The 21,723-nt window shown below is 52.1% G+C and carries 22 protein-coding genes; 17 read left to right on the top strand and 5 right to left on the bottom strand.

Annotation, left to right across the window (positions count from 1 at the left end):
• Window positions 1-39: 39 nt before the first annotated feature.
• Window positions 40-240, bottom strand: coding sequence for a heavy-metal-associated domain-containing protein (locus IEX10_RS18450; protein ID WP_188678686.1), 201 nt, complete (start codon window positions 238-240; stop codon window positions 40-42).
• A gap of 150 nt (window positions 241-390) precedes the next feature.
• Here IEX10_RS18450 and IEX10_RS18445 point away from each other — a divergent pair, with 150 nt between their 5' ends.
• From IEX10_RS18445 to IEX10_RS18435, 3 genes are read left to right on the top strand one after another with little or no spacing between them, the layout of a single operon-like run.
• Window positions 391-840, top strand: a complete 450-nt coding sequence (locus tag IEX10_RS18445) for a c-type cytochrome (RefSeq protein WP_188678676.1) — start codon at window positions 391-393, stop codon at window positions 838-840.
• A 43-nt stretch (window positions 841-883) separates the two neighbouring features.
• Window positions 884-2,164 carry a sialidase family protein gene (locus tag IEX10_RS18440; RefSeq protein ID WP_188678674.1) on the top strand — a complete coding sequence of 427 codons (1,281 nt, stop codon included), beginning with the start codon at window positions 884-886 and terminating at the stop codon, window positions 2,162-2,164.
• Entirely contained in the window at window positions 2,161-2,700 is a 540-nt protein-coding gene (locus IEX10_RS18435; protein WP_188678672.1) for a TlpA family protein disulfide reductase, read from the top strand. Before IEX10_RS18440 ends, IEX10_RS18435 begins: the two co-directional genes overlap by 4 nt.
• Window positions 2,701-2,948: 248 nt before the next feature.
• Here IEX10_RS18435 and petA read toward each other — a convergent pair whose 3' ends face one another.
• Window positions 2,949-3,518 carry a ubiquinol-cytochrome c reductase iron-sulfur subunit gene (gene petA, locus IEX10_RS18430; RefSeq protein ID WP_188678671.1) on the bottom strand — a complete coding sequence of 190 codons (570 nt, stop codon included), beginning with the start codon at window positions 3,516-3,518 and terminating at the stop codon, window positions 2,949-2,951.
• A gap of 1,298 nt (window positions 3,519-4,816) precedes the next feature.
• Between petA and IEX10_RS18425 the strand changes: the two genes are divergently transcribed.
• From IEX10_RS18425 to IEX10_RS20135, 9 genes are all read left to right on the top strand, one after another.
• Window positions 4,817-7,105, top strand: coding sequence for a copper-transporting P-type ATPase (locus IEX10_RS18425; protein WP_373287557.1), 2,289 nt, complete (start codon window positions 4,817-4,819; stop codon window positions 7,103-7,105).
• Window positions 7,106-7,120: 15 nt separating this feature from the next.
• A complete protein-coding gene (locus IEX10_RS18420) occupies window positions 7,121-8,479 on the top strand; it encodes an APC family permease (protein ID WP_188678669.1) in 1,359 nt (452 codons plus the stop codon).
• A gap of 1 nt (window position 8,480) precedes the next feature.
• A complete protein-coding gene (locus tag IEX10_RS18415; protein WP_188678668.1) occupies window positions 8,481-8,891 on the top strand; it encodes a hypothetical protein in 411 nt (136 codons plus the stop codon).
• A gap of 109 nt (window positions 8,892-9,000) precedes the next feature.
• Window positions 9,001-9,618 (top strand): RNA polymerase sigma factor, encoded by a 618-nt coding sequence (locus IEX10_RS18410; protein WP_188678667.1) that lies wholly within the window; start codon window positions 9,001-9,003, stop codon window positions 9,616-9,618.
• Between the two features lie 149 nt (window positions 9,619-9,767).
• Window positions 9,768-10,043 (top strand): DUF5676 family membrane protein, encoded by a 276-nt coding sequence (locus IEX10_RS18405; RefSeq protein ID WP_188678666.1) that lies wholly within the window; start codon window positions 9,768-9,770, stop codon window positions 10,041-10,043.
• Between the two features lie 43 nt (window positions 10,044-10,086).
• Window positions 10,087-10,257: a hypothetical protein gene (locus IEX10_RS20060; RefSeq protein ID WP_229678635.1), complete on the top strand. Its 171-nt coding sequence runs from the start codon at window positions 10,087-10,089 to the stop codon at window positions 10,255-10,257.
• 123 nt (window positions 10,258-10,380) lie between these two features.
• Entirely contained in the window at window positions 10,381-11,283 is a 903-nt protein-coding gene (locus IEX10_RS18395) for a DMT family transporter (RefSeq protein WP_188678665.1), read from the top strand.
• Window positions 11,284-11,433: 150 nt separating this feature from the next.
• Entirely contained in the window at window positions 11,434-12,780 is a 1,347-nt protein-coding gene (locus IEX10_RS18390) for an ISNCY family transposase (protein ID WP_188678663.1), read from the top strand.
• A gap of 159 nt (window positions 12,781-12,939) precedes the next feature.
• The gene (locus IEX10_RS20135) at window positions 12,940-13,068 is read left to right on the top strand and encodes a hypothetical protein (RefSeq protein WP_268237053.1); all 129 of its coding nucleotides are present in this window, start codon (window positions 12,940-12,942) and stop codon (window positions 13,066-13,068) included.
• A 256-nt stretch (window positions 13,069-13,324) separates the two neighbouring features.
• Here IEX10_RS20135 and IEX10_RS20225 read toward each other — a convergent pair whose 3' ends face one another.
• Entirely contained in the window at window positions 13,325-14,134 is an 810-nt protein-coding gene (locus IEX10_RS20225) for an E2 domain-containing protein (RefSeq protein WP_373287553.1), read from the bottom strand.
• Window positions 14,131-15,729: a nucleotidyl cyclase domain-containing protein gene (locus tag IEX10_RS18375; RefSeq protein ID WP_188678660.1), complete on the bottom strand. Its 1,599-nt coding sequence runs from the start codon at window positions 15,727-15,729 to the stop codon at window positions 14,131-14,133. The genes IEX10_RS20225 and IEX10_RS18375 overlap by 4 nt, the downstream gene beginning before the upstream one ends.
• Before the next feature lie 123 nt (window positions 15,730-15,852).
• Between IEX10_RS18375 and IEX10_RS18370 the strand changes: the two genes are divergently transcribed.
• The 3 genes from IEX10_RS18370 to IEX10_RS18360 are packed head-to-tail and all read left to right on the top strand — an operon-like array spanning window position 15,853 to window position 18,303.
• Window positions 15,853-16,728 carry a WYL domain-containing protein gene (locus IEX10_RS18370; RefSeq protein WP_188678658.1) on the top strand — a complete coding sequence of 292 codons (876 nt, stop codon included), beginning with the start codon at window positions 15,853-15,855 and terminating at the stop codon, window positions 16,726-16,728.
• On the top strand, window positions 16,707-17,618 hold the full coding sequence (locus IEX10_RS18365; RefSeq protein ID WP_188678652.1) for a cyclic nucleotide-binding domain-containing protein: 912 nt from the start codon (window positions 16,707-16,709) through the stop codon (window positions 17,616-17,618). Before IEX10_RS18370 ends, IEX10_RS18365 begins: the two co-directional genes overlap by 22 nt.
• Complete coding sequence (locus tag IEX10_RS18360; protein WP_229678634.1) at window positions 17,611-18,303, top strand: adenylate/guanylate cyclase domain-containing protein; 693 nt, start codon at window positions 17,611-17,613, stop codon at window positions 18,301-18,303. Before IEX10_RS18365 ends, IEX10_RS18360 begins: the two co-directional genes overlap by 8 nt.
• A 337-nt stretch (window positions 18,304-18,640) precedes the next feature.
• Here IEX10_RS18360 and IEX10_RS18355 read toward each other — a convergent pair whose 3' ends face one another.
• Entirely contained in the window at window positions 18,641-18,862 is a 222-nt protein-coding gene (locus IEX10_RS18355) for a hypothetical protein (RefSeq protein WP_188678646.1), read from the bottom strand.
• A 166-nt stretch (window positions 18,863-19,028) separates the two neighbouring features.
• Between IEX10_RS18355 and IEX10_RS18350 the strand changes: the two genes are divergently transcribed.
• The gene (locus tag IEX10_RS18350) at window positions 19,029-20,636 is read left to right on the top strand and encodes an RcgA family putative transporter (protein WP_188678644.1); all 1,608 of its coding nucleotides are present in this window, start codon (window positions 19,029-19,031) and stop codon (window positions 20,634-20,636) included.
• Complete coding sequence (locus IEX10_RS18345; RefSeq protein WP_188678636.1) at window positions 20,626-21,633, top strand: RcgR family putative quorum lactone hydrolase; 1,008 nt, start codon at window positions 20,626-20,628, stop codon at window positions 21,631-21,633. The genes IEX10_RS18350 and IEX10_RS18345 overlap by 11 nt, the downstream gene beginning before the upstream one ends.
• The last annotated feature ends 90 nt before the right edge of the window (window positions 21,634-21,723 follow it).

Genomic DNA, 21,723 nt, shown 5'->3' with positions numbered 1-21,723 from the left:
TATTCTCGGGCCAGCTGGTTTCAGCGGCAACGCCCGCGATCAGGACAGGACATGTGCTTCATAGCCTGCAGACTTCATGGCTTCGATCAACATCCCAGTGTTGGAGAAACTTCGTACTGAGACTTCTCGACTTGTCAAATCAACGTCGACGACAGCATCCGCATCCACTGATGCAACGGCTTTCTCGATCGAAGATTTGCAATGGCCACAACTCATCTGTGGCACGGAAAATTTTGTCATGTTTGCTCCTGTCATCTCAGTGGTTGTTTAACAGCTTCCCGCGCCGGAAGGTCAACCAAAACATTAAGTGGTCGTGCAATCAGATCGAAACTGAGCCCCGCCAAAATCCGGATGAAGATCCAAACCAAACAAACCAAAGGAGAGGCTAGAATGAAATCTGTTATGTTTACAACACTTGCGTTGGCATTTTTGGGGATGCCAGTATTTGCTGATGGCCATGCAACCGGTGATGCCAACGCAGGCGAGAAAGTCTTTAAGAGATGCAAGGCATGCCATTCAATTATCGATACAAGTGGCGACGTGATTCAAAAAGGTGGCGCCGTTGGGCCGAACCTCTATGGTCTGTATAATCGCATTGCGGGAACCGACCCAGTTTTTAGCGACAAGTACGGCAGTTCCATCGTTGAGGCCGGTGAAAGTGGTTTGGCGTGGAGCGAAACTGATTTCATGAGCTACGTTGCGGACCCAAAGAAATTTTTGGCAGTTTACCTGGACGACAAGCAGGCTAAATCCAAGATGGGATTCAAGCTGAAAAAAGTAGACGATGCCAGAGACATTTGGGCATATCTTGTCTCAGTTGGGCCAGAAGTAGTGGAATAGTTACGGTAAGAGTGCTGAAGCCAAGGGAAGTGATCGTGAGCAAATGAAACTGAAATGCCAACAGCTCACCCAATTTCTGAGATCTGCGCTTGCATCGTTGTGCGTTCTGTGGCTCGGCGCTTCTGATAGCAATGCTGAAAATAGAGTTTTTTCTTCTATCAAGGAACTATCTCCGCCTGTGACCAAAGGGGCACGTGAGCCATCTCTCTCCACCATGAACGATGGTCGCGTGCTGATGAGTTGGACTGAACCTCAAGGAGACAGTTTTGTAGTAAAAGTCGCAATTTCTGATGGTACCGAATGGTCTAGGCCACAAACCGTGGTTGAGCGGAATGATCTCTTCGTAAATTGGGCAGATTTTCCATCTGCTATCGCTTTGGAAGATGGCTCGCTTGTTGCGCATTGGCTTCGCGCCAATGGTGATGATGACTATTTCTACGATATCAATATCGCCTTTTCACAGGACGAAGGTGTGACTTGGTCAACACCAATCATTCCTCACGACGATCGTTCACAACGCCAGCACGGTTTCGCGACACTGCTGCCAAACGATGGCGGCGGTTTTTCGGTGATCTGGTTGGATGGGCAGAGCTATGACACCTACACGTCACAAGATGTTGCAGATAACGCCATGCAATTGCGTATGCGCAAATTTTCGGCCGATAGCTCCATGGGAGAGGATCTATTGCTCGACGCGCGTACCTGTACATGTTGTCAGACTTCCGCTGCGGTAACCGGCGATAACGAACTTCTTGTCGTCTACAGGGACCGGTCGCTCGAAGAGATACGGGACATATCAATCGTGCGCGAAACATCGCAGGGATGGTCCACCCCGCAACCAGTCAGCATAGACGGATGGAACATCGAAGGCTGCCCCGTGAACGGCCCCGCGATTGATACGGTAGATGGCAACTCCGCTGTGGCGTGGTTCACCGCGGCAAATGATATTCCCAAGGTCAAAGTCGCGTTTTCAAGCGATGATGGCATAACCTTTGCGAAAGCGCTGGAAATTGACACCAGTGCACCGTCCGGTAGGGTCGACGTCATACAATTGAAAGATGGCTCTGCGCTGGTGACTTGGGTCAAACAAACAGTGCAGGGTGAAGCAATTCTGATCTGTGCCGTCAAACCGCAAGAAGGTTGCGTACGCCCCGAAGTCGTGGCGATCAGCCCAAGCGGGAGAACAGTCGGTTTCCCCAGAATGACACTTGGCAATGAGGGCGTGTTCATCGCCTGGACAGAACCCACAAACCCATCCGTGACCCAACCCAGAGGCGGGACGACAATACGCACGGTGTTGGCACGAACGGAGGAGTTGAAATGAAACAATTCATAAAGCGGTTTCTTCCCTTCGTGATGTTGCTTGCAATCTTGCCGGGTACGACATTCGCAGAGGGAAAAAGGTTCGTTTTCGGCATTCATCCGACACCTAAAGAAATCCCAGAAATCGCGTTTGAAGATTTGGAAGGGCAGCAGTTTACGCTTGAGGATTTCGAAGGAAAATACCTTCTCCTGAACGTCTGGGCAACGTGGTGTCCGCCATGTCGCAAGGAACTCCCCGACTTGCAGGGTTTGCAGCAAGAACTCGGGGGACAACAATTCCAGGTCGTTGCCCTTTCTACCGATGCCGGAAAACGCGCCAGCGTGCTCCGCCTCTATCAAGAACTTGGTCTCGATGAGGACAGCATATTCATAGACCAAACCGGATCAGCCATGCGCAAGCTTGGAATTTTTGCGATGCCGACAACCCTTCTGATTGACCCTCAGGGACGCGAAATAGGTCGCAAGCCCGGGCCAGCTGAATGGGACAGCGATTCAGCGATTTCGTTTTTTGAAGAGCAGATGGTTGAGTTTGAGTGACAAAGCCGTATCTTTAATCTTGATAGCCTTTTAACAAGATGTGCGCTGTCATTTATCAATAAATGCTGAAGGATGGTCCTAAATACCGGTCAAGAACGGTAAGTTTCGGATGGGATTTTTTCCACTTATTTGTCGGCAAATAATCTGATGGAACATTCTCACGGTACATACGCTCGCGCTTATGTGGTCCTCGATATGCTCTAAGCCACTACCGATACCAACAACCAAACTGCGATTTTGGTGTCGTTTCAGCCAATCCGTAGCCACGAATTGGTCACGAATTCGTAAGGTGGCAGATCAAGGTTGCGCGGGGCAGGACCTTTGCGTATCCGCCCCGCAGTGTCGTAATGTGATCCATGGCAAGGGCAAAACCAACCCTTCCAGTCGCCAAGCGGTTCACTGCTGTTCTGACCCAGAGGCACACACCCAAGATGCGTACAAACGCCTATGACCACCAGCCATTCAGGGCGTTGTGCCCTTTCGGAGTCCAGTGCCGGGTCAATCAGGTCAGCACCGTCATCGGCCCGCGCCAACGCAATTTGTTCTTGCGTGCGGTGATCTACAAAAAGCGGTTTGCCACGCCAGGTTAGTGTAATGCGTGTGCCTACTTCGATGCCCTCCAGATCTAAATCGATCGTGGACAACGCGGTGACATCGGCACTTGGGTTCATTGAGTTCAAGAGTGGCCAAACCGCAGCACCGGTGGCTACGGCACCCGCTCCTGCCGTAGCAAAATACAAAAAATCGCGGCGAACTGGAATCGTAGTCGTCCCGTTGCGGTGGTTGCACCTTTCGGCTGATTTTTCCGCATCAGTCATGATTTTCTCCACAAATTTTTGCACTCCGTGCTTCGTTTCCAAAGCTGAACACGTTGCTTCTGATAAGAAGACGCATGTCGGGCGAAAACATTACAAGGATTGCGCTTTGACCCAATCTTTTAGACCGAATGAATGCGCTAAGCGCTACGAGTTCCACCCAAAGGCCTCCAACTTCTGGCGAACCTGTAATGGATTGGCACTGTTAACGTCTACGTTTCGACAAAGATCCCGCGCTGGAGCATGCGATGAACATACATCAAGAAACACAGTTAGACGATGAAATGAAAGTCGTGATTTGCGACTGCCTGGATTTGTTATTGCCGATACTTCCATTGGATCAGGCGTTAATCGTCCGAGCGATTGATCTTGAAGGAATATCACTTCTGATCGTCGCAATTAGGCTAGAGATAAGTTTGACGGAAGTGGTTAAGCGACTAAAGTTTGGACGACAGACCCTGAACGCACACATCGGCGAATTGTTCGTCGGCCCATCGCAGGATGGACCGACAAGCTGCGGTTATCACAGGCCGCACTAATTTTCTCAAACTAATTTTGTAATGCCTTACGGGATGGAACGTCTACTTTATACAACACCGTTTTGGCCAAAGGATATGAGACATGAGAACAGATATAACACCACACGAAAAAACCGTTCAGCCGGCACAAGGCGGCTGTTGCTGTGCGTCGTCTAAGACGATCAGCGCAACCGTGGATAACCAGCGTGCGAAGACCGCCGATTTGTCAGGCGCACCCACATCTAACCCAACTAAAGATCAATCCCACAGCTGCTGCGGTAAATAATTGCGGACCAACAAGCCCAGTTCTCTGAGTGAAGGAACACGACAATGACTTTGATTTTTCTGACCATAGCAGCGGGTTATCTGCTTTTACTTTCCAAACGGAAGAAAACGCAGACACAGCGTGCGCTTATGCTGGTTCGGATTAAATCCTGACGGTCCAGGATGCGGCCTTGGGTGATATTGTATGGAAAACCGAGGGTCTGGCTATATTTGCATCGCTCGCCCTCGAACTCTACCATTTACCCAGTATTCTCGAGCTCGGCGAATTTGCCGTATCATCGTGGGCCGCTCCTGCAGAATGAACGTTGACCAAGCGACAACCGAGCCCTTGCAAATCGTCGTGGTCGAGGGTGTGGGACATTAAATGGTTGGGTTTCCTTGATTGGATCACAACAGAAATCGGCAAGCCGTCTTGTCGCAAAGACAGCATATTTAAGGAACGTCTGCATCATGCAACACTCACATTCACCCGCTGATACGTCCTTGTACGTTTGTCCCATGCATCCGGAAGTTCAACAAGACGGGCCGGGGGATTGTCCCAAGTGCGGTATGCATCTGGTGCCAAAGGCAGAGGCAGACGCCGCTGCACATACAGGGTATGGAGTCCACGGTCATCATGGGGCCGAAAAGGTGCCCGCTGGTGATTTGGATGGTGTTCCTGCCGGATTTGACGGCGCTGTTTACACGTGCCCGATGCACCCAGACGTGCGCCAGCCGCATGCAGGGTCCTGTCCGATTTGCGGAATGGGACTGGAGTTGGAATCGGCAACAATGGACGACGGACCCAGCCACGAGCTTGTCGATTTCACGCGCCGGTTCTGGTTTGGGGCAATTTTGACAATCCCTCTGCTGATCCTGACAATGGGCCCGTATCTGGGTCTGCCTGTCCGCGACATATTTGGAGAACGCGCCACGCTTTGGATCGAACTGGTCCTTGGCGCGCCTGTCGTACTCTACAGCGGTTGGCCGTTTCTTGTACGGGGCTGGAACTCCTTCAAAACCATGAACCTCAACATGTTCTCGTTGATTGCTATGGGCGTCATGGCCGCGTGGATATTCAGTATCGTTGCTGTTCTTGTGCCGTCCATTTTTCCAAGCGGCTTTCGTGATGTCGACGGTAATGTCGGCGTCTACTTCGAGGCCGCCGCCGTGATTGTCACATTGGTCTTGTTGGGGCAGGTAATGGAATTGCGCGCACGCGAAGGCACAGGCAAGGCGATCCACGCACTGCTTGATATGGCGGCCAAAACCGCAAGTGTCATTCGCGAAGATGGCACTGAAGAAGAAATCCCACTTGAGGATGTTCTTGTTGGGGACCACGTCCGTGTGCGCCCCGGCGACAAGGTTCCGGTGGACGGCACAGTGACCGAAGGGCGATCGTCCATCGACGAGAGCATGATCACAGGCGAACCTGTTCCTGTCGAAAAGGTCGAAGGCGACACCGTCACGGGTGCTACGATCAACGGCACGGGCAGTCTTGTGATTGCGGCCACCCGGGTCGGGTCCGATACGATGTTGTCCCAAATCGTCGAAATGGTATCAAACGCGCAACGTAGCCGCGCACCAATCCAGAAATATGCGGATCAAGTTGCAGGGTACTTTGTGCCGATTGTGATCTTGGTGGCGGTTCTTGCCTTTGCTGCGTGGGCGCTTTGGGGTCCGGCACCTGCACTGTCCTATGCGCTGATCTCTGCGGTTGCGGTGCTGATCATCGCGTGCCCCTGTGCGCTTGGTCTGGCGACACCCATGTCAATCATGACAGCCACTGGTCGCGGGGCGCAAGCGGGTGTTCTGATCAAAAACGCCGAGGCGCTGGAACGGTTTGAAAAGGTCGATACCTTGATTGTCGACAAGACCGGCACGCTGACTGAAGGCAAGCCAACTTTAGTTGCCGTCTTGCCCGAGGCTGGCCACGATGAAGCGGAGGTATTACGCCTTGCCGCATCACTTGAGCGCGGGTCAGAACACCCGCTTGCCGAGGCAATCGTGCGCGGTGCGCAGGAACGTGGCGTTGACATGGTCACGGCAACCGACTTTGAAGCCATCACTGGTAAGGGTGTGAAAGGTGTTGTTGATGGCAAGCGCGTAGCACTTGGTAACCGCGCGTTGATCACCGATATGGGCCTTGAAGGCGGGGATTTGATCGACAAGGCCAACCTGCGCCGTGACGAAGGCGAAACAGTTATGTTTGTCGTTCTTGATGGCAAAATTGCAGGACTGGTCAGCGTTGCGGACCCTGTAAAGGAAACCACACCTGCGGCCCTAAAAGCGCTGCACGAACTGGGCTTCCGGATCATCATGGCAACGGGCGACAACGAACGCACCGCCAAGGCAATCGGTGTCCGTCTGGGGATTGACGAAATCCGTGCCGACGTTCTGCCGCAAGACAAGGCGCGTATCGTGCGCGAATTGCAGGAAGCTGGCGCAAAAGTTGCGATGGCGGGTGATGGCGTGAACGATGCACCTGCCTTGGCACAGGCTGACGTCGGTATTGCGATGGGCACAGGTGCGGATGTCGCGATTGAAAGCGCAGGGATTACCCTGTTGAAAGGGAATCTTGACGGGATCGTGCGTGCGCGCAAGCTGGCAAGTGCGACGATGCGCAACATTCGCCAGAACCTGTTCTTTGCACTGATCTACAACACTGCAGGTGTTCCGGTCGCTGCGGGCATTCTGTTCCCCTTCTTCGGAATATTGATCAGCCCAATGTTCGCAGCATTCGCCATGAGCGCGTCTTCGATTTCCGTTGTGCTCAACGCACTACGGCTGCGCAGTGCAAAAATCTAAACCCAAGGATATCCAATGCAACATGACCACAGCGGCGCTGATACGAACGATACAGACCTGAACAAAGGCTCGATCAGTCTCAGTGGCGCTGTGGGCATGGGGACGGGGGTCATGATCGGGGCAGGGATCTTTGCTTTGACTGGTCAGATCGCCCAGCTGGCAGGACCATATTTTGCGCTGTCATTTGTATTGGGCGCGATCATCACATCGTTAAGTGCCTACAGTTACATCAAGATGTCCAATGCGTGGCCGTCGTCAGGTGGCGTCGCGATGATTTTGCAAAAGGCATACGGGCCGGGTGCGATTGCTGCGGCGGCCGCCTTGTTGATGGCGCTTTCAATGGTGATTTCAGAAAGCCTTGTGGCACGGACATTTGCGACCTATGTGCTGCGCCCGTTTGACATATCCAGCGGCCCGTTGGTTCCTCTCTTGGCCGTCGGCGTGATCTTGTTTGCTTTTCTTGTGAATGTCTCGGGCAACAGATCAGTGGGCCTGCTGTCGATTATCATGGCCGTCGTGAAAATTGGCGGCATTGCGGTGTTTGGCATTGTCGCATTGTGGGCTGGCGGGTTCAGTTTCCCGAATGCCAGCAGCAGTGGGGCCGGATTTGACGCGACCGGATTTGTGGCCTCTGTTGCGTTGTCGATCCTTGCGTTCAAAGGCTTCACAACAATCACGAACAGCGGCGGGGAAATCACGGACCCTCACCGCAATGTAGGGCGCACGATCATGATCTCGATCGCGATCTGTGTTGTGATCTATTTGTTGGTTGCACTGGCGGTCGGATCCAACCTGACCATTGATCAGATCGTTGCCGCCAAAGACTATTCACTGGCCGAAGCCGCCGCACCTGCGTTTGGCCAAGCGGGGTTCTATTTCACGGTTGTTTTGGCCGCCGTAGCGACTGCATCTGGTGTTTTGGCAAGCGTTTTTGCCGTCTCGCGGATGTTGGCGATGCTAACGGACATGAAAATGATCCCGCACCGGCATTTCGGAATGTCTGGTCCAGTTCGCAGCCACACCTTGGTTTATACCGTGGTGATGGCATCAATTTTGGCGGTCTTTTTCGATCTCAGCCGGATCGCGTCACTTGGGGCGTTCTTTTACCTGGTCATGGATATGTTGGTGCACTGGGGCGTGTTCCGGCACTTGCGGCATGAAATTGGCGCGAACGGCATCATTCTGATGTGCGCACTGGCGTTTGACGCGGTTGTTCTTGCAGCATTCACCGTGATGAAACTGGGGTCGGACCCGATTATTGTTTTCATTGCAGCCATCGCTATTGGGGCCGTTTTTGTGTTCCAGCGGATATATTTGAAACAATGGTATGTCGCCCCATCCGACGACAAAGATCATGCCATGGAGGGCATGTGACATGCTGACGTTTATTGGAAACCATCCGATGCGGAGTGGTCTGATCGTCGCACTTGCGGTCAGCGTCCCACACCTGCTTTTGCCGATGGATTGGTCGGTTGCGGCAGCGGCCCTAACCCTAGCGTTCATTGCGGGCATATATGTTGGATTTACTGTGATACATGGCCAGGAACAGGCTTTCGTGTCAGAAGTCTCCGTTGCCATTACCTTTGGGGTGCTTGCTTTGGGTGGATTGGTCATAGCGCCTTGGATCATTCCGTTTGGTTTGGCGGGACACGCGGTTTGGGACATGCTTCACTATAGGAAATCCCATTTCCTGACGGATGTCCCGAAGTGGTATGTCCCGTTCTGCATCATAATTGATGTCATACTGGCGGCGGCGCTCGCGATCAGTTGGGGCCTGTGGCGCTAACGCGGTATTTGCATTTCTGCTGATTTTGGACTACAACTTGGTGGGTCTTGTGCCGCCACTTTTGACAAGCGCACGGGCCACATTTCTATTTTAAGAGAGGTCCGGTCAATTGAGCAATGACGATCATTTTTCCGGCGACGTCCTACCGACGACTGACCCCTCTGTTGAGGCGCTTTCTGTTAACCGGAAGATGTTTCTTGGTTTTCTGGTCAAGCGATTGGGAAACGTAACCGAGGCCGAGGATGTTTTGCAGGAGTTCTGTATCAGGGTCATGCAACGCAAAGACCAGCTGCGTGAAACCGACAAACTGACAGCTTGGCTCTATGCGGTCCTGCGCTCTACTTTAAATGATCACTACCGCAAGATCGGGCGTGGTCGCAGGCTTAGCGCCGCTTTCGAGAATGAACAGAAAACGGCGGACGTAAGCGAAGACGGAGCCGAAGAATTCGACCACGTTTGCCAATGTGTAACGGGGCTCATGCCATTCATGCGCCCGGATCAAAGTGATCTGATACGTCGCGTGGATATTGAAGACGACGACCGGCGATCCGTTGCCGCTGACCTTGGTGTATCTGTCGGGGCCTTAGGTGTGCGGCTCCACCGTGCGCGCGCGGCATTACGCGACAGTTTGCTGGACCACTGCGGCGGCTGTTGCAAAGACGGCTTTAGTGATTGTTCTTGCCCGCCGGGAGGCTGCCAAAACAAAGCTACGCAATCCAGTTGCTAGGTCGAAAAACCAACTTACCTTGTATTTGAAAGCATAACGCAGATTTCCGCGGTCAATTGTGTAATGTTCTTGCGGCACATACGTCTACCTTACTGAAAGCGCTTATCCTGTCCATCGGACACTAAGCGCTGCACAGAAGGAGAGATGTTATGACCATTGCCACCACCCCCCAAATACCCGTCAAGGCGCTCGGATGGAGTCTTGGTGCATTTTTTGCAATCACCTTTGCAATCTGCGTGGCATTCGGACTTATCTTTACCGGAGCCACAATGTTTAAGGCATGGCTGCCGCTATTTCCGTGGGTCACTTGGATTAGTTGGTCAAGCTTTGGCCTAGGACTCATCGAAGCCTTTGCCTATGGCTGGTTCGTTGCCCTCATCTTTGGCCCGTTGTTCAACTACTTTTCCGCACGGCAAAGGCGCTGAGATCAGCCCACCATTTCGAAAACTTCAAACAGAAAGAAAACTCATGCAATGGCTCGCAGAAAACTGGTTTCTCGTTCTCTTCGGCGGTGGCATGATTGCCATGCACTTGTTCGGTCACGGACATGGTGGGCACGGTGGGCACGGCAAAAAGAAGCCTGATGAAGTGTCCAAAACTAACGCGGCCCCCGAAACGGATCGACAGGATGAACATTGATGTATCCTAAGATTTGACACTGGACGACAATATTAACGGTACAAATCAAACCCAAAACAGCGACGCTGAGGATCTCCCTTGGGTCTACCCAAAAGAAATCCCGCTATCACTTAGGAAGTTTGTATGCGCGCCATCATTTTAGCGAAGATTCTGTTGGCAATGATACTTTGGGCTGCATGCTTCCCACTGCTGACGATCGGCATAAAAATCGCGCCGCACCTTGCGTTTGCGACGCTACGTGCGCTCATTGCCGGACTTATTCTAGTTGGTCTTGCTATGGCCCTTGGACGGCCAAGCCCGAAAGGTGTTCGCACATGGTCGACGCTTGCTTTAATTGGCCTTGGGGCAACCAGCCTGGGGTTTCTCGGCATGTTTCACGCAGCTGAATTGGTCTCACCCGGGATCGCGACCGTCATTGCCAATAGTCAACCGTTGCTCGCTGCGGGCCTTGCAGGTGTCGTCCTTGGCGAACGGTTAACACTTCGGGGCAAAGTTGGCCTTTCGTTAGGTTTTTCCGGTATTGTCATGATTGCAGCGCCAGGCCTTTTTGCTGGGGCGCAATCCAACTATATCATCGGTGTCAGTTACATCGTGCTTGCAGCACTTGGCATCACTGTCAGCAATATTGTTTTGAAACGGATCGCCGCCACGGTAGACCCATTGATGACAATCGGATGGCAGTTTCTAATTGGGGCGGTTCCGCTTGCGATCCTCTCGGCATCCACTGAAACGCCGCTGGCGATTGACTGGTCTATTTCCTTCATCGTGGTCCTGATCACCCTGTCTGTACTTGGGTCCGCTTTGGTCTACGTGTTGTGGATGTCCGTGTTGTCCGAAGTCGCATTAAGTCAGGCCAATGCCTTTAGTTTCCTTGTTCCCTTCTTCGGACTAACCATGGGCGTTCTGTTTTATAATGAAACGCTAAGTGCCGCAGTAATTTTCGGTATCGGTCTAGCGGTGGCTGGCGTGGCACTCGTAAGTAGAAACGGCGTTGTCGACACGGCGGATTTAGTTGCGGCTGAATGAAAAACCATTCAAAAAAGATGTCCAAAACTGTCAATATTTAACATAAGATAGATTATGCGAAAAGAACATGTACCCGCAAAGCGATAATGTCACCCATGAGCAAAGCAGAAGTGTCACTCTCCTCGCAAAACGATGTGAGGATGCGCGGACATGGGATGGGTGGTTATGAGCGAGCGCGAGTTGAACCGTGTGGAAGTTTTGGCACAGGTCGATGATGGCCGGCTGAGCGTCGACAACGCGGCGAACATGCTGGACCTGACACGTCGTCAGGTTTTCCGGCTGCTCAAGCGATACCGTCAGGATGGCGCAGCGGCGATCCGGCACAAATCGCGTGGCAAAATTCCAAACAATCAGATCCATAAAGCCAAACGCGACTATGCGTTGAGTCTGATCAAGGAACAGTACCCGGATTTTGGGCCTACACTGGCGGCTGAGATGCTGGCCGAACATCATGGCTTCAAAGTCTCTCGCGAGACGCTTCGGAAGTGGATGGTTGAAGATGGCATTTGGCTGTCTCGCAAGCAGCGCCGCCAGTTCCACCAGCCGCGTCTACGCCGGGAATGTTTCGGCGAGCTGATCCAGATCGATGGCTCGGATCATCGTTGGTTTGAGGATCGTTCTGGTCCCTGCACCCTGCTCGTCTTTATCGACGATGCCACCAGCACCTTGATGGAGTTGTTGTTTGTCAAATCCGAGAGCACGTTCAGTTATTTCGAAGCACTGGAGAGCTATCTGCTCAATCACGGTCGTCCCGTCGCATTCTACAGCGACAAGCACACGGTGTTTCGCGTGGCCAAGGAAGACGCCAAAGGTGGTGCGCGTATGACCCAGTTTGGGCGTGCGCTGAACCAGCTGAACGTTGAGATTCTGTGCGCCAATTCAAGTCAGGCCAAGGGTCGCGTTGAGCGTGCCAACCGGACTCTACAGGACCGGTTGGTGAAGGAACTGAGGCTTGCCAGTATTTCGGATATGGAAGCCGGAAACGCCTATCTGCAAGGCTTTAAGGAGCGTCACAACGCGCAGTTTGCAAAGGCTCCTGCCAAGTCCGATAACCTGCACCGCGCCTTAAATGTCGAGCCAGATCGGCTCGATGATGTGCTATGCTGGCGCGATACACGCTATGTCGGCAAACAACTGACCTTCTCCTATGACCGCAAGCGGATCATGCTGGAAGAAAGCGATGTGACACGCGGTCTGGTCGGTAAATACGTGGACACTTATGCATTTGTTGATGGGCGGTTTGAGGTGCGCTCAAAAGGCCGATCCCTGCCCTACAAAATCTTCGACATGGATCAACGCGTGACGCACGCCGCCATCACCGACAACAAGTGCCTTGGTGCCGTGCTGGAGTACATCAAAGAGATGCAAGATAAGGCCCCACCAAAATACCCGGTCAGGACAAATTCTGAGAAGATGGGCTACAAGCCAAACGGTAAAACGCCTGGGCGGCCGTCAGGATCACGGGCCAAGAAGAAGATTGTACACGTGGCGGAATAGCCCCAAGATTGGTGGCATGGATACCAAAGACGACCCAGATATAATATTCTCCGATTACACACAGATCGTGACCATCGACGGGCATCATTCGACGTCGAGATTTATAAGACCAGCATCCATCCCGGCTGGATCCTGTCCGTAGAGAACCAGTTTGGAACGTTGACGATTTCCGACAGCCCGCCCTTCTTCGGCGATGTCCTCGCCTGGCGCGCCTTCGAAGAGCTCATGCGCGAAGAAGGCATCAAAGCCTTCTACAACAAGAAAGAGCGTCGCAAGCTTGGTCTATAACCAGACCCCGCAAGGCTTACCAACCCTGCGATATATGAGGTCTTCGGGCTGCTAAGCCTTGCTACCGTTAGCGCCTTTGATGACACTTCTGCTTTGCACGGCCAGTGACATTTCTGAATGGCGTTTACAGAACAAATAAGGAACATATATCGCGAACATTGTATATAATGGCCCTGAAAATCCAGTGGTATTAGCACATAGTTATTAAGGTTCTTCAACCAAAGGGTAACCTGCTTCAGTGAAGCTCGATGAATACCTAGGCAGCCTCTTCCAAATCACGGAGCGGACAGTGCTGCATCGTACCACAACACCGATGTCCCTTCTGAAAAAAGTGCTTTATCGCGTCTTGCTCGATCTTTCGGCGTTTATGCTCATGAAGAACGATGTCTTCGACGCTACGTCGATTAGGGCAATCCGCACGGAGAATTGGTTTGTGCTGCCTTCCGCATCCGACAAAACACGCTTCTATCTGGCATGATCGCTTCCGCAGCAACTTATGCTTCCAGCGACAACCGCGAGGACACGGCGTGCGCGAATTAAGAACCATTTTCTTGTCTTTGGACGCAGGAGGCAGCCTATCGGCTAGCCACCCACGACGACGAAATATCCCTTCAAGAATTTCATCCCCCCAGCCATGATTATCGGCAATGTTTTCCATGGCGATTTGGTGATCTGCAGCATCTCCATGACTTAATCCCGAGCGCAGCGGCCACACGCCTCTTTTTTCCGCAAATACTTGGCATTCAAGAAACTGGGCGAGGTGCGACCACCAAGTCTCAGCACGTCCGGTATCCGATATTCGCTCTTCCGAACCATAGAAGACGCAGAAGCTACTGTCTGGGTTGATGTGTCTCTCAGGGCAAAAGCCGGGACATTGCCTTGAAGACGCTTGCTCATACACGGCCACCCCTCCCCTAGAAGAGGGACGCAGTCTCAGAAAGAAAGTCTTAGGCTGCTTGCCCCCCTGCAAAGGTGGTGTCGCCACTATGCCAGCAGCATCGAAGCTCTGTTCCTGAACTTCGACCCAATTTGGGCTCGATCGGATGAGGAGGGCTAGTGAGTTCATTCAGTCTTCAAATGTGCGCGTGGTTCCGGTGTTGGCGACGGGACGTGCGCGCGGGCGTAAGTAGGGCTTGCCAATGAAGGAGCGGGCGCAGCCAAACACACAGCTACATCTCCATAATCAAGTTCTGCCGCAAAGCCTTCAGTCAGGATATCGGCAAGAGCGACCGGTGCCGCAGCAAGTGCATTTTCACCAAGCTTCACACCGTTGTGTTCGCAGTCCTTCTGCATTTTCTCAGAGCGCGCTGTGGCGATGCTGGAGGCCACGCGAACCGAGCGGTCCCCGCGAATGCCAATCCGTGAAATCGGAGTTGGGCCAAGTTCAAGGCCGACCGCTAAGCCAAGACTGTCCAAACCTCCGAGGATCGATTGGCAAAGAGCGAACGAAGAGTGAAGCCCACCTGCACAATGAGTAGCTGAGGCGACGGTATCGCGTGAGCTCGTCTCATTCTCGGATCCTTCAGCTATCAGCGCATGAATACAATCACCGATGAAGCGAACCTTCCGGCCACCAAAATCTTCCTCAACTACGTTCTGAAACTCTTGCCGCATGACGTAGAGTGCGCGAACCGCTTCACCAATCCCTCCGGTTGCAACAGCTCTATCAATATAGTCCGTGTAACCAGACAGGTCAGCATACATCGAAACTAAGGGCATTCTGATCGACTTACTGGGCATTAGTTCAGCATAGTCGATCTCGCTCAGCGGAGGTTCTTGATAGGAGAAAACGAACCGTGGATCGGTAAAGTCTGGAAAATCACCACTCGCGATTTCCTTGCGCCAGTTCCCGACGACTTCGTCCGTGAACTGCTGACGGTTCTGCACCCCGAACTCTAGGCTTTCACCATCTGACAGTCTCGCAGAATTAGTAGCGATCTCGACATCGGTAAGGCCTCTGAATTGCTCAAGAACTCCGAGTTCAGGCTGCCCCAAGATTTTGCGCACTGCATCGCTTACATAAACGCCAGGTTCGTCCCCGTGAGCAAGCTTGGCCGCGTGGTTGGCTGGTCGCCCCAAGAACATGGGTTCTTGTTCAGAGCCAGTTCCATTGTTGATTGCAACACAGGTGCCAACATCAACTCCGATCCGGAAAACCGCATTGAACTCTCCGTTTGCTAACTGCTGGTTGGCGGCGTGGGCGACCTGCTTGAAATCTTCAATGAAGGCCATTGCTTGCGCCAGCGTGTCGCGACTTATGCCACCCTCCTCTAGTTCAAGCACAACCGCGTGGACCCGACCATTGTGAAAGTCGACACGCTGCGCAGGCGACTTTTCGATCACCCGATCTGCAGCGCTATAGTAGAGATGAAGCAGACGTAGCGCACGATCATGCGATGCTTCCGTTTCACGGCCTTCTTCCAGCCGGTACTCATCATAGTTACTAATCGCGATGTAGACCTGAACAGTGTCTACGACGACCGCTTTGCCTCGCGGAAGACTAAATAGCGGCGGAGAGATTTGCTGATCTCGCGCCGTCATAAGGGCCTTGTCAGCCTCGTAGAGCGGAAGGTATTTCTCAAAACGCCGGACACCCACATCAGGTACTTCCCTAACAAGCTTCTCAATTCGGGTTCGCGCCTCGGGTTCGCTCCACGACATTTTTCATTCCTTCTGTTGAATGCGATAGACCAGCACGAGCCAGCCTATTTTATAACTACATTCTATATATTGGGACTACCATATTAAATGTCAATATGCTAAAGTATCGTAGGGAGACCAGACATGAAACATGAAGGCATCAAGCCGAGCCTGCGTAGGCGCTACCAGTTCATTGAATTTCAGCTTATGTGGGAGGGAGCAGTTGGACGGAAGCTGCTGACTGAGCAGTTCGAGATATCGCCGCAGCAGGCTACACTTGATTTGACTTCCTACTTGGACTTGGCACCCAAGAACATGGCTTATGACACACGCCGCCGGACATACGTTTCTCGGTCGAACTTCAAACCTGTCTTCAGCGGCGGCGAAGCTGCGGAGTACCTTCATCAACTTGAAATGCATCATCACGGTTACCGCACGGCGAACGAAATTTGGCCAGCGTCAGTTCCTGAATTTGATGCTGTTGCCGTTGCGTCCCGTAAGATGGATTCCAAAGTTCTTCGGGCCGTATTAGAGGCCATCGATGCAAAAACATGTTTGACGGTCAAATACGTGTCTTTGAGTTCAGACACAGAAGGCGCGCGCACGCTTTGTCCACACGCATTGGCAAGCGACGGTCACAGGTGGCACATGCGTGCATTCGATCTTGAGAAAGACAGATACTCAGATTTTGTGCTTTCAAGAATTGAGGTTGCCAACGTGTCGAGTAACCAATGCCCAGATCTTCGACCAGACACGCAATGGCATCAATTAATTAAGATGAAACTTCAAGCGGAACCGGGACTTACGGCAAGACAGAAAGAACAGGTCGAAATCGAATATAGTATGATCGATGGTTGTCTGGAGCTCCCAGTCCGCAAGGCAATGATCTTCTACTATCTTAGGTTCTACGGCTTTGATCCTCTGGAGATCGAGGGCGAAGCGATGCGCAATAAGAGTAGCTACCGACTAAAAATTTCAAACTTGGAAGAGATAGAGACTTGCTTAGAAAGAAGAAAATAGAAGAGCTAGCGCCACCCGAGGAGAATGATCATCTCTTGGAATCCGTGTTGGAAAAACACCACAAAATCATCTGCCGGAGCAAGCTTGTTGCTAACAATGAAGAACTGGCCAAAGATATAGTTAGCCGGTCTAAATTGGTTCGGTTCCCGAAAGGTCACGTCTTGCTGAAACAGGGCGATGACGCTGACGACGTGTATTTCTTATTGTTCGGTTCAGTTGGGGTATACATCAACTCAAATTTTATCGACTCCAAAGAAGCAACCGAAACCGTTGGGGAAATGGCAGCGATGAAGCCAGGATCGGCTCGATCTGCGGATGTTATTGTGAGTACACCGAATGTGGAGGCCCGAGTCATCTCCGCTCATGATTTCAGAGATCTAATGTCGAAGAACGCTGAGTTTCGTGAGCGATTGTCTGACATGGTCGATTCCATGAACCGAAAAAACATTAGGTTACTAGGTGACGGAAAGAGCTCATCCAGAACCACATGGACATGGGCGTCGGTTGTGTTCGGAGCGGTAGTCGGAGTCCTATGCGGAGTTTGGTTCGGACTTGGTGGGTCTCCGGTTTGGGTGGCTATCCTGTTTGCCATTGGGGCTGGCGCGTCCGGCACTCTCGTTGCAATAAGAATGAACCCAGATTTTATTTATCGAAACATGTTTTGGCTTTCGGGAACTGCCATGATTGCTCAGGCAGTCCAGACCCTTTTTAGCCTTTCATTCTCGGTTAACGGGACACGGCAGCCACTTCCGTTTCTTTGGAATTTTAGTTCGAATCCAGAGCAAAAATGGTGGGGAGTCGCCATAATTTATCTTTCTCTCGCAGGGCTGGCTTTGATGTCTTGGTTAGCAGATCGAGATTTGCGAAGGAGCTCAAACAGACGTGAGTGAATTTGAGGACAAGATGCACGAGAACGTCCGAGCAATCTTTACGACGGCTTGGACTGAGACCAAAGGTCAAGTTGTTCCAAAGTCGCAAGACATTGGGCTGTCGAATGTTGGCCGCTCTATCTCTGCGACCGTACTTTACGCAGACATGGACGGCTCAACGGAGATTGTCGATCAGTACGACGTAAAATTTGCCGCTGAACTGTACAAAGCATTCTTGCTGTGTGCGACGAGGACTATCCGCCTAAACGGTGGTGAAGTTCGATCCTTCGATGGTGATCGGGTGATGGGTGTCTTTATCGGTGACAGCAAGAACTCTGATGCCGCTAAAACGGGGATGCAGATCAACTATTTGGTCAAGAAGGTAATTAACCCAGCACTAAAAAATCAATATACTTCAACAAACTTCTCTCTGCGCCATACTGTCGGCATTGATACATCTGATATGCTTGTCGTTAGAAGTGGAATACGTAACAACAACGATCTCGTATGGGTCGGAAGTGCGGCAAACCACGCTGCGCGTATGAACTCTCTTTCTAGCGACGTCGCAACGAGGATTACTCCAGCCGTTTACAAGAAGCTTAACGAGAAGTCGAAGTTTGGTGGTGATCCTAAGCGCAATATGTGGACAAGCGCCGACTGGAACGGACGAAAGCTTTATCGGTCTTCGTGGACTTGGCGGCCTTAAACTGCTGATGCGGCCAGAGCAGCAGAAGTAGGCACTTTTGCAACGAAGGGCGGTGACGGGGCCAAGAGCAGCAATCGACTACCTTGCCTGCGGGATTCTTTCCACGCACCCAAGGCAGCAAGGTTTCAGGTCAGTGATGGACCACCCTACCCTACCCTATCCAGTTTCTATACCATCATCAAAACACCTTCCCTTATGCATCTGATATGTGCACCAATTCGTATGTCTTGTTTTCATAGCGGCACAATGTCGTTGCGAAACTCATAGACTTTGCAACAATGCCGGTACTTTCGGTGACTGGCGGTCCAATGCCACGAGGTGGGCCAAGGTCGCGATGCTACTCATAGATGACATCGTTCTTGCGCCCATCCTTCCACATCGGAACTTGAGCGCCAGTATTCCACACATAGAGCCATCCAACCACCTCCCGCGAGTGGCGGTCCAGGATGCGCTTGATTGGCGTTGCATGTAGTCTCTTTTGGCCCGTTGGTGCGTTGATTGCATCAGATAGGGCAATGGTTTGCGGATCGAGCCGATCGCAGGTGGTACTTTCCAACATTTGTTTTTCCTCAGATGAATGGTTGAGCAGCTATGTCGCCGCCGAAAGGTTCCGGCTGGTTCTTGCTCGAACCAGTTGCGCGCTCTGGTTGCACTTCTAAAGGGTGGAAAAGCACGATATGAAACGAATGGGGTCGAAGCGAAACGAAACAGAAGTTTGCAAGTAGTTGACAAAGAACGGTAAATATTTTCTGCGCCCGGAGAGAAACGATAGGGACTTTAAGGAACTGTTTAAGCACCTAGCCTCGGCAGGTGCGGGTCGACCTGTGGATTGTGACGGGTTTCCTGAAGGTCCATGGACACCTGATCTTCTTGCAGCAGCCATCACGCAGATTGATCCTAGCGGTGCTGGGGTCGAGCTGCGAACGGTGCAACTGTGGTTTCAAGACAACGAGAAGGGTATTAGCTCTGAAAATATTCGATGGCTGGCCCGGATTTTCGGCTGCAACGACCCAGAGGCAACGAGCGAATGGCAGGCGGAGCTTAGCGCGGCGCGATCAAGCTTGTTGGCCAAAAGGCGCGAGAAGCGAAACGCAAAGGAAAGCAATGCGCCGGAGGTGCCAGATTTGGCGCAGCCCGTTCACGCCGACGGTACGTCAGTCCCACAATCTGATAGGGCCCGAGACGACGCCAACCGCCGGAATCAGCGTTTTAGTCTGGCGAGAACATCGGAATCCTTGTTTGGCGGGTCTCCCTTGAACTTACCGTCGTCGGTATTTGCCGGTGCCGTCGCACTTGGGTTCTCATCCTATTTTCTCGGCATCCATCAAGCAACTTTTGACTCACTGGATGGCCACATTAAGGAGGTAGGATTTATTTGGGCACCCAATTGGACATTTCTGTTTATGGTGTTCATGCCGCTGTTCTTTGCGATTGTCGCAGAACTACTGGTCTTTTGGAAATATGAAGGGCGCTTGCATCTTGTGGCTCACCCCGACCGGATGGATAGTTCCGACACTTGGGCGCGCAACGTAGAAGCGTCTTCTTGTACGTTTTGGGCGGTCTTTTTGATATGTTTTCTGTTTGCGGGTGTCTTTCAATGGATCGGGGTTCGCTTGCTTCCGTTGGTGCAAGGAGCTGGTAGCATTGCCCCTGATTGGGGCTCGTTGGCGCTTGTGCAGCCAGAAGTTATATCCGTTCCGGAAGAGATCGTGTTCACAGGCTTCGCATATTTTTACATGTGCGTCTGCTTCTATGTGTTCTTCGCGGGCCTCATATTGCTATATACGGTGGTCCAGGATTTTGAGAAAATTCTGGCGGGGTCAGACGATAAGCAAAAAGCTGAGCATCAACACGAAGCCAATACAGTTGGTGCTCGGGTGATGCGTGGGATTTTTCGATGTACGGTTCTGGGGATCTTCATTGCGATCTGCATGAAGCTGCAAAGCACCTACTTGGCATCCAGCGGGACAAACATCGTACGTTGGCTGGTTGGAGACATGACTTCGATCTTCAATACAGGCGATGAAATCCACAGCTTGACCGACTACAGTGCACCGAACCATTTCAGTAGCCTTCTTATCGTTTTGGCGACAGTTTTTGTCTTTCTGTATGGCGCTTCCCGATTGGGCGCGAGCGGTCAGTTTCATGTCCTCATGGGCATGATGGTAACGACCGTAGCTATACTAGTGGCCAGCTATTTGCTGATCGGTGTGTTCGCGGGCTTCTCCATTTTACTGAGCGTAGCGGTGCTAATCGCGATTTACGGCCTGTTTGATCCGGGGTTCGAAACATGGAACGCGGTAGAGCAGAGAGACAGTCAAAGTGTATCATAATTGGCTGGATCGGTGGGATGAACGGCGCGTACAGCGAGGCAACGAACTAAAGAAAGTGGCCGATTTCGTCCTTGATGCGGAACTCGCGTTTCCAGGCAAAAAGCAGGTAGGTAGCATCGCGGAGCTTTGTAACCTTGCAGACCAGGCCGTCGAGGATCCAGCCTTCTTTGATGAACCAATCGATTCAGCTTTTGAGTTCAGTTTGAAAAATGACTGGATCAAGTTTCCATCGGACGTCTCAACCGACACCGAAGAGAACAATATGGTCTGGTCGAAGGTGACGGAAAGCGGTTCATTGGATAAGGCGCTAGTCGTTTTTCACCATTGGAATGCAAGCAAGCAGCAACGTCAGATTGCGAACTTCTTCTCGAAGCGCGGCATCACTGTCGTCGAGATTGCGCTGCCCTATCATTTCCAACGCAGCCGTCCCGACTCGACGCATGCTGATTATATGCTTAGCTCGAATATCGGTCGAACGATCCAATCTGTCAGGCAGGCCGTTTTGGATGGCCGGAAACTCATTCGTTGGCTGAAATGCCAAGGATACAAGGAGATTTCAGTTCTCGGGATGAGTCTAGGTTCGTGGGTTGCTGGGTTGGTCGCGGCGCATGACCCGGCTGTAACGAAAGCCTCGCTTTTCCTGACGGCCGGAAGTTTGGCAGATATGGTCTGGACTGGTCGCGCGACACGGCTAATACGCGACAGCCTAGAGTCAGAGATTGATCTTACCGATCTCAGAAGGGCGTGGGGACCCCTCAACTTGGAAAATCACGCTCATAGGTTGGGACGATCTGATCTCGATCTTCAGCTTGTGCTGGCAAAGCGTGACAAAGTGGTAATGCCAGAGCTATCGCAGAGATTCATTCAGACATTGAAGGAGACTGGGGGCAGCCCAGATATTCTGGAACTCAACTGCGGTCACTATTCGTTGGCGATGCCCCCTCACATCATGTTTGCCGGCTTAAGATTGAAGCGGTTGCTCAAGCACGGCCAATGATCGCTTAGGACTTGTCGCTCACCTTCATACCAGCTGAGATCGCATCGTTGCCCGTGAATACAGTGACCCAGGAGTCGGCGCTGCCGAGAT

This window comes from Neptunicoccus cionae (assembly GCF_014643735.1).
Classification (GTDB): Bacteria; Pseudomonadota; Alphaproteobacteria; order Rhodobacterales; family Rhodobacteraceae; genus Amylibacter; species Amylibacter cionae.
Note: the sequence above shows the minus strand (reverse complement) of the source record. Positions and strands in the feature narration are given on the sequence as shown.

Excerpts from the sequence above, each read along its gene's own strand:
- IEX10_RS18450 (WP_188678686.1), bottom strand. The coding sequence starts at position 240 with ATGACAAAATTTTCCGTGCCACAGATGAGTTGTGGCCATTGCAAATCT.
- IEX10_RS18445 (WP_188678676.1), top strand. The coding sequence starts at position 391 with ATGAAATCTGTTATGTTTACAACACTTGCGTTGGCATTTTTGGGGATG.
- IEX10_RS18440 (WP_188678674.1), top strand. The coding sequence starts at position 884 with ATGAAACTGAAATGCCAACAGCTCACCCAATTTCTGAGATCTGCGCTT.
- IEX10_RS18435 (WP_188678672.1), top strand. The coding sequence starts at position 2,161 with ATGAAACAATTCATAAAGCGGTTTCTTCCCTTCGTGATGTTGCTTGCA.
- petA (WP_188678671.1), bottom strand. The coding sequence starts at position 3,518 with ATGACTGATGCGGAAAAATCAGCCGAAAGGTGCAACCACCGCAACGGG.
- IEX10_RS18425 (WP_373287557.1), top strand. The coding sequence starts at position 4,817 with ATGCATCCGGAAGTTCAACAAGACGGGCCGGGGGATTGTCCCAAGTGC.
- IEX10_RS18420 (WP_188678669.1), top strand. The coding sequence starts at position 7,121 with ATGCAACATGACCACAGCGGCGCTGATACGAACGATACAGACCTGAAC.
- IEX10_RS18415 (WP_188678668.1), top strand. The coding sequence starts at position 8,481 with ATGCTGACGTTTATTGGAAACCATCCGATGCGGAGTGGTCTGATCGTC.
- IEX10_RS18405 (WP_188678666.1), top strand. The coding sequence starts at position 9,768 with ATGACCATTGCCACCACCCCCCAAATACCCGTCAAGGCGCTCGGATGG.
- IEX10_RS20060 (WP_229678635.1), top strand. The coding sequence starts at position 10,087 with ATGCAATGGCTCGCAGAAAACTGGTTTCTCGTTCTCTTCGGCGGTGGC.
- IEX10_RS18395 (WP_188678665.1), top strand. The coding sequence starts at position 10,381 with ATGCGCGCCATCATTTTAGCGAAGATTCTGTTGGCAATGATACTTTGG.
- IEX10_RS18390 (WP_188678663.1), top strand. The coding sequence starts at position 11,434 with ATGGGATGGGTGGTTATGAGCGAGCGCGAGTTGAACCGTGTGGAAGTT.
- IEX10_RS20225 (WP_373287553.1), bottom strand. The coding sequence starts at position 14,134 with ATGAACTCACTAGCCCTCCTCATCCGATCGAGCCCAAATTGGGTCGAA.
- IEX10_RS18375 (WP_188678660.1), bottom strand. The coding sequence starts at position 15,729 with ATGTCGTGGAGCGAACCCGAGGCGCGAACCCGAATTGAGAAGCTTGTT.
- IEX10_RS18370 (WP_188678658.1), top strand. The coding sequence starts at position 15,853 with ATGAAACATGAAGGCATCAAGCCGAGCCTGCGTAGGCGCTACCAGTTC.
- IEX10_RS18355 (WP_188678646.1), bottom strand. The coding sequence starts at position 18,862 with ATGTTGGAAAGTACCACCTGCGATCGGCTCGATCCGCAAACCATTGCC.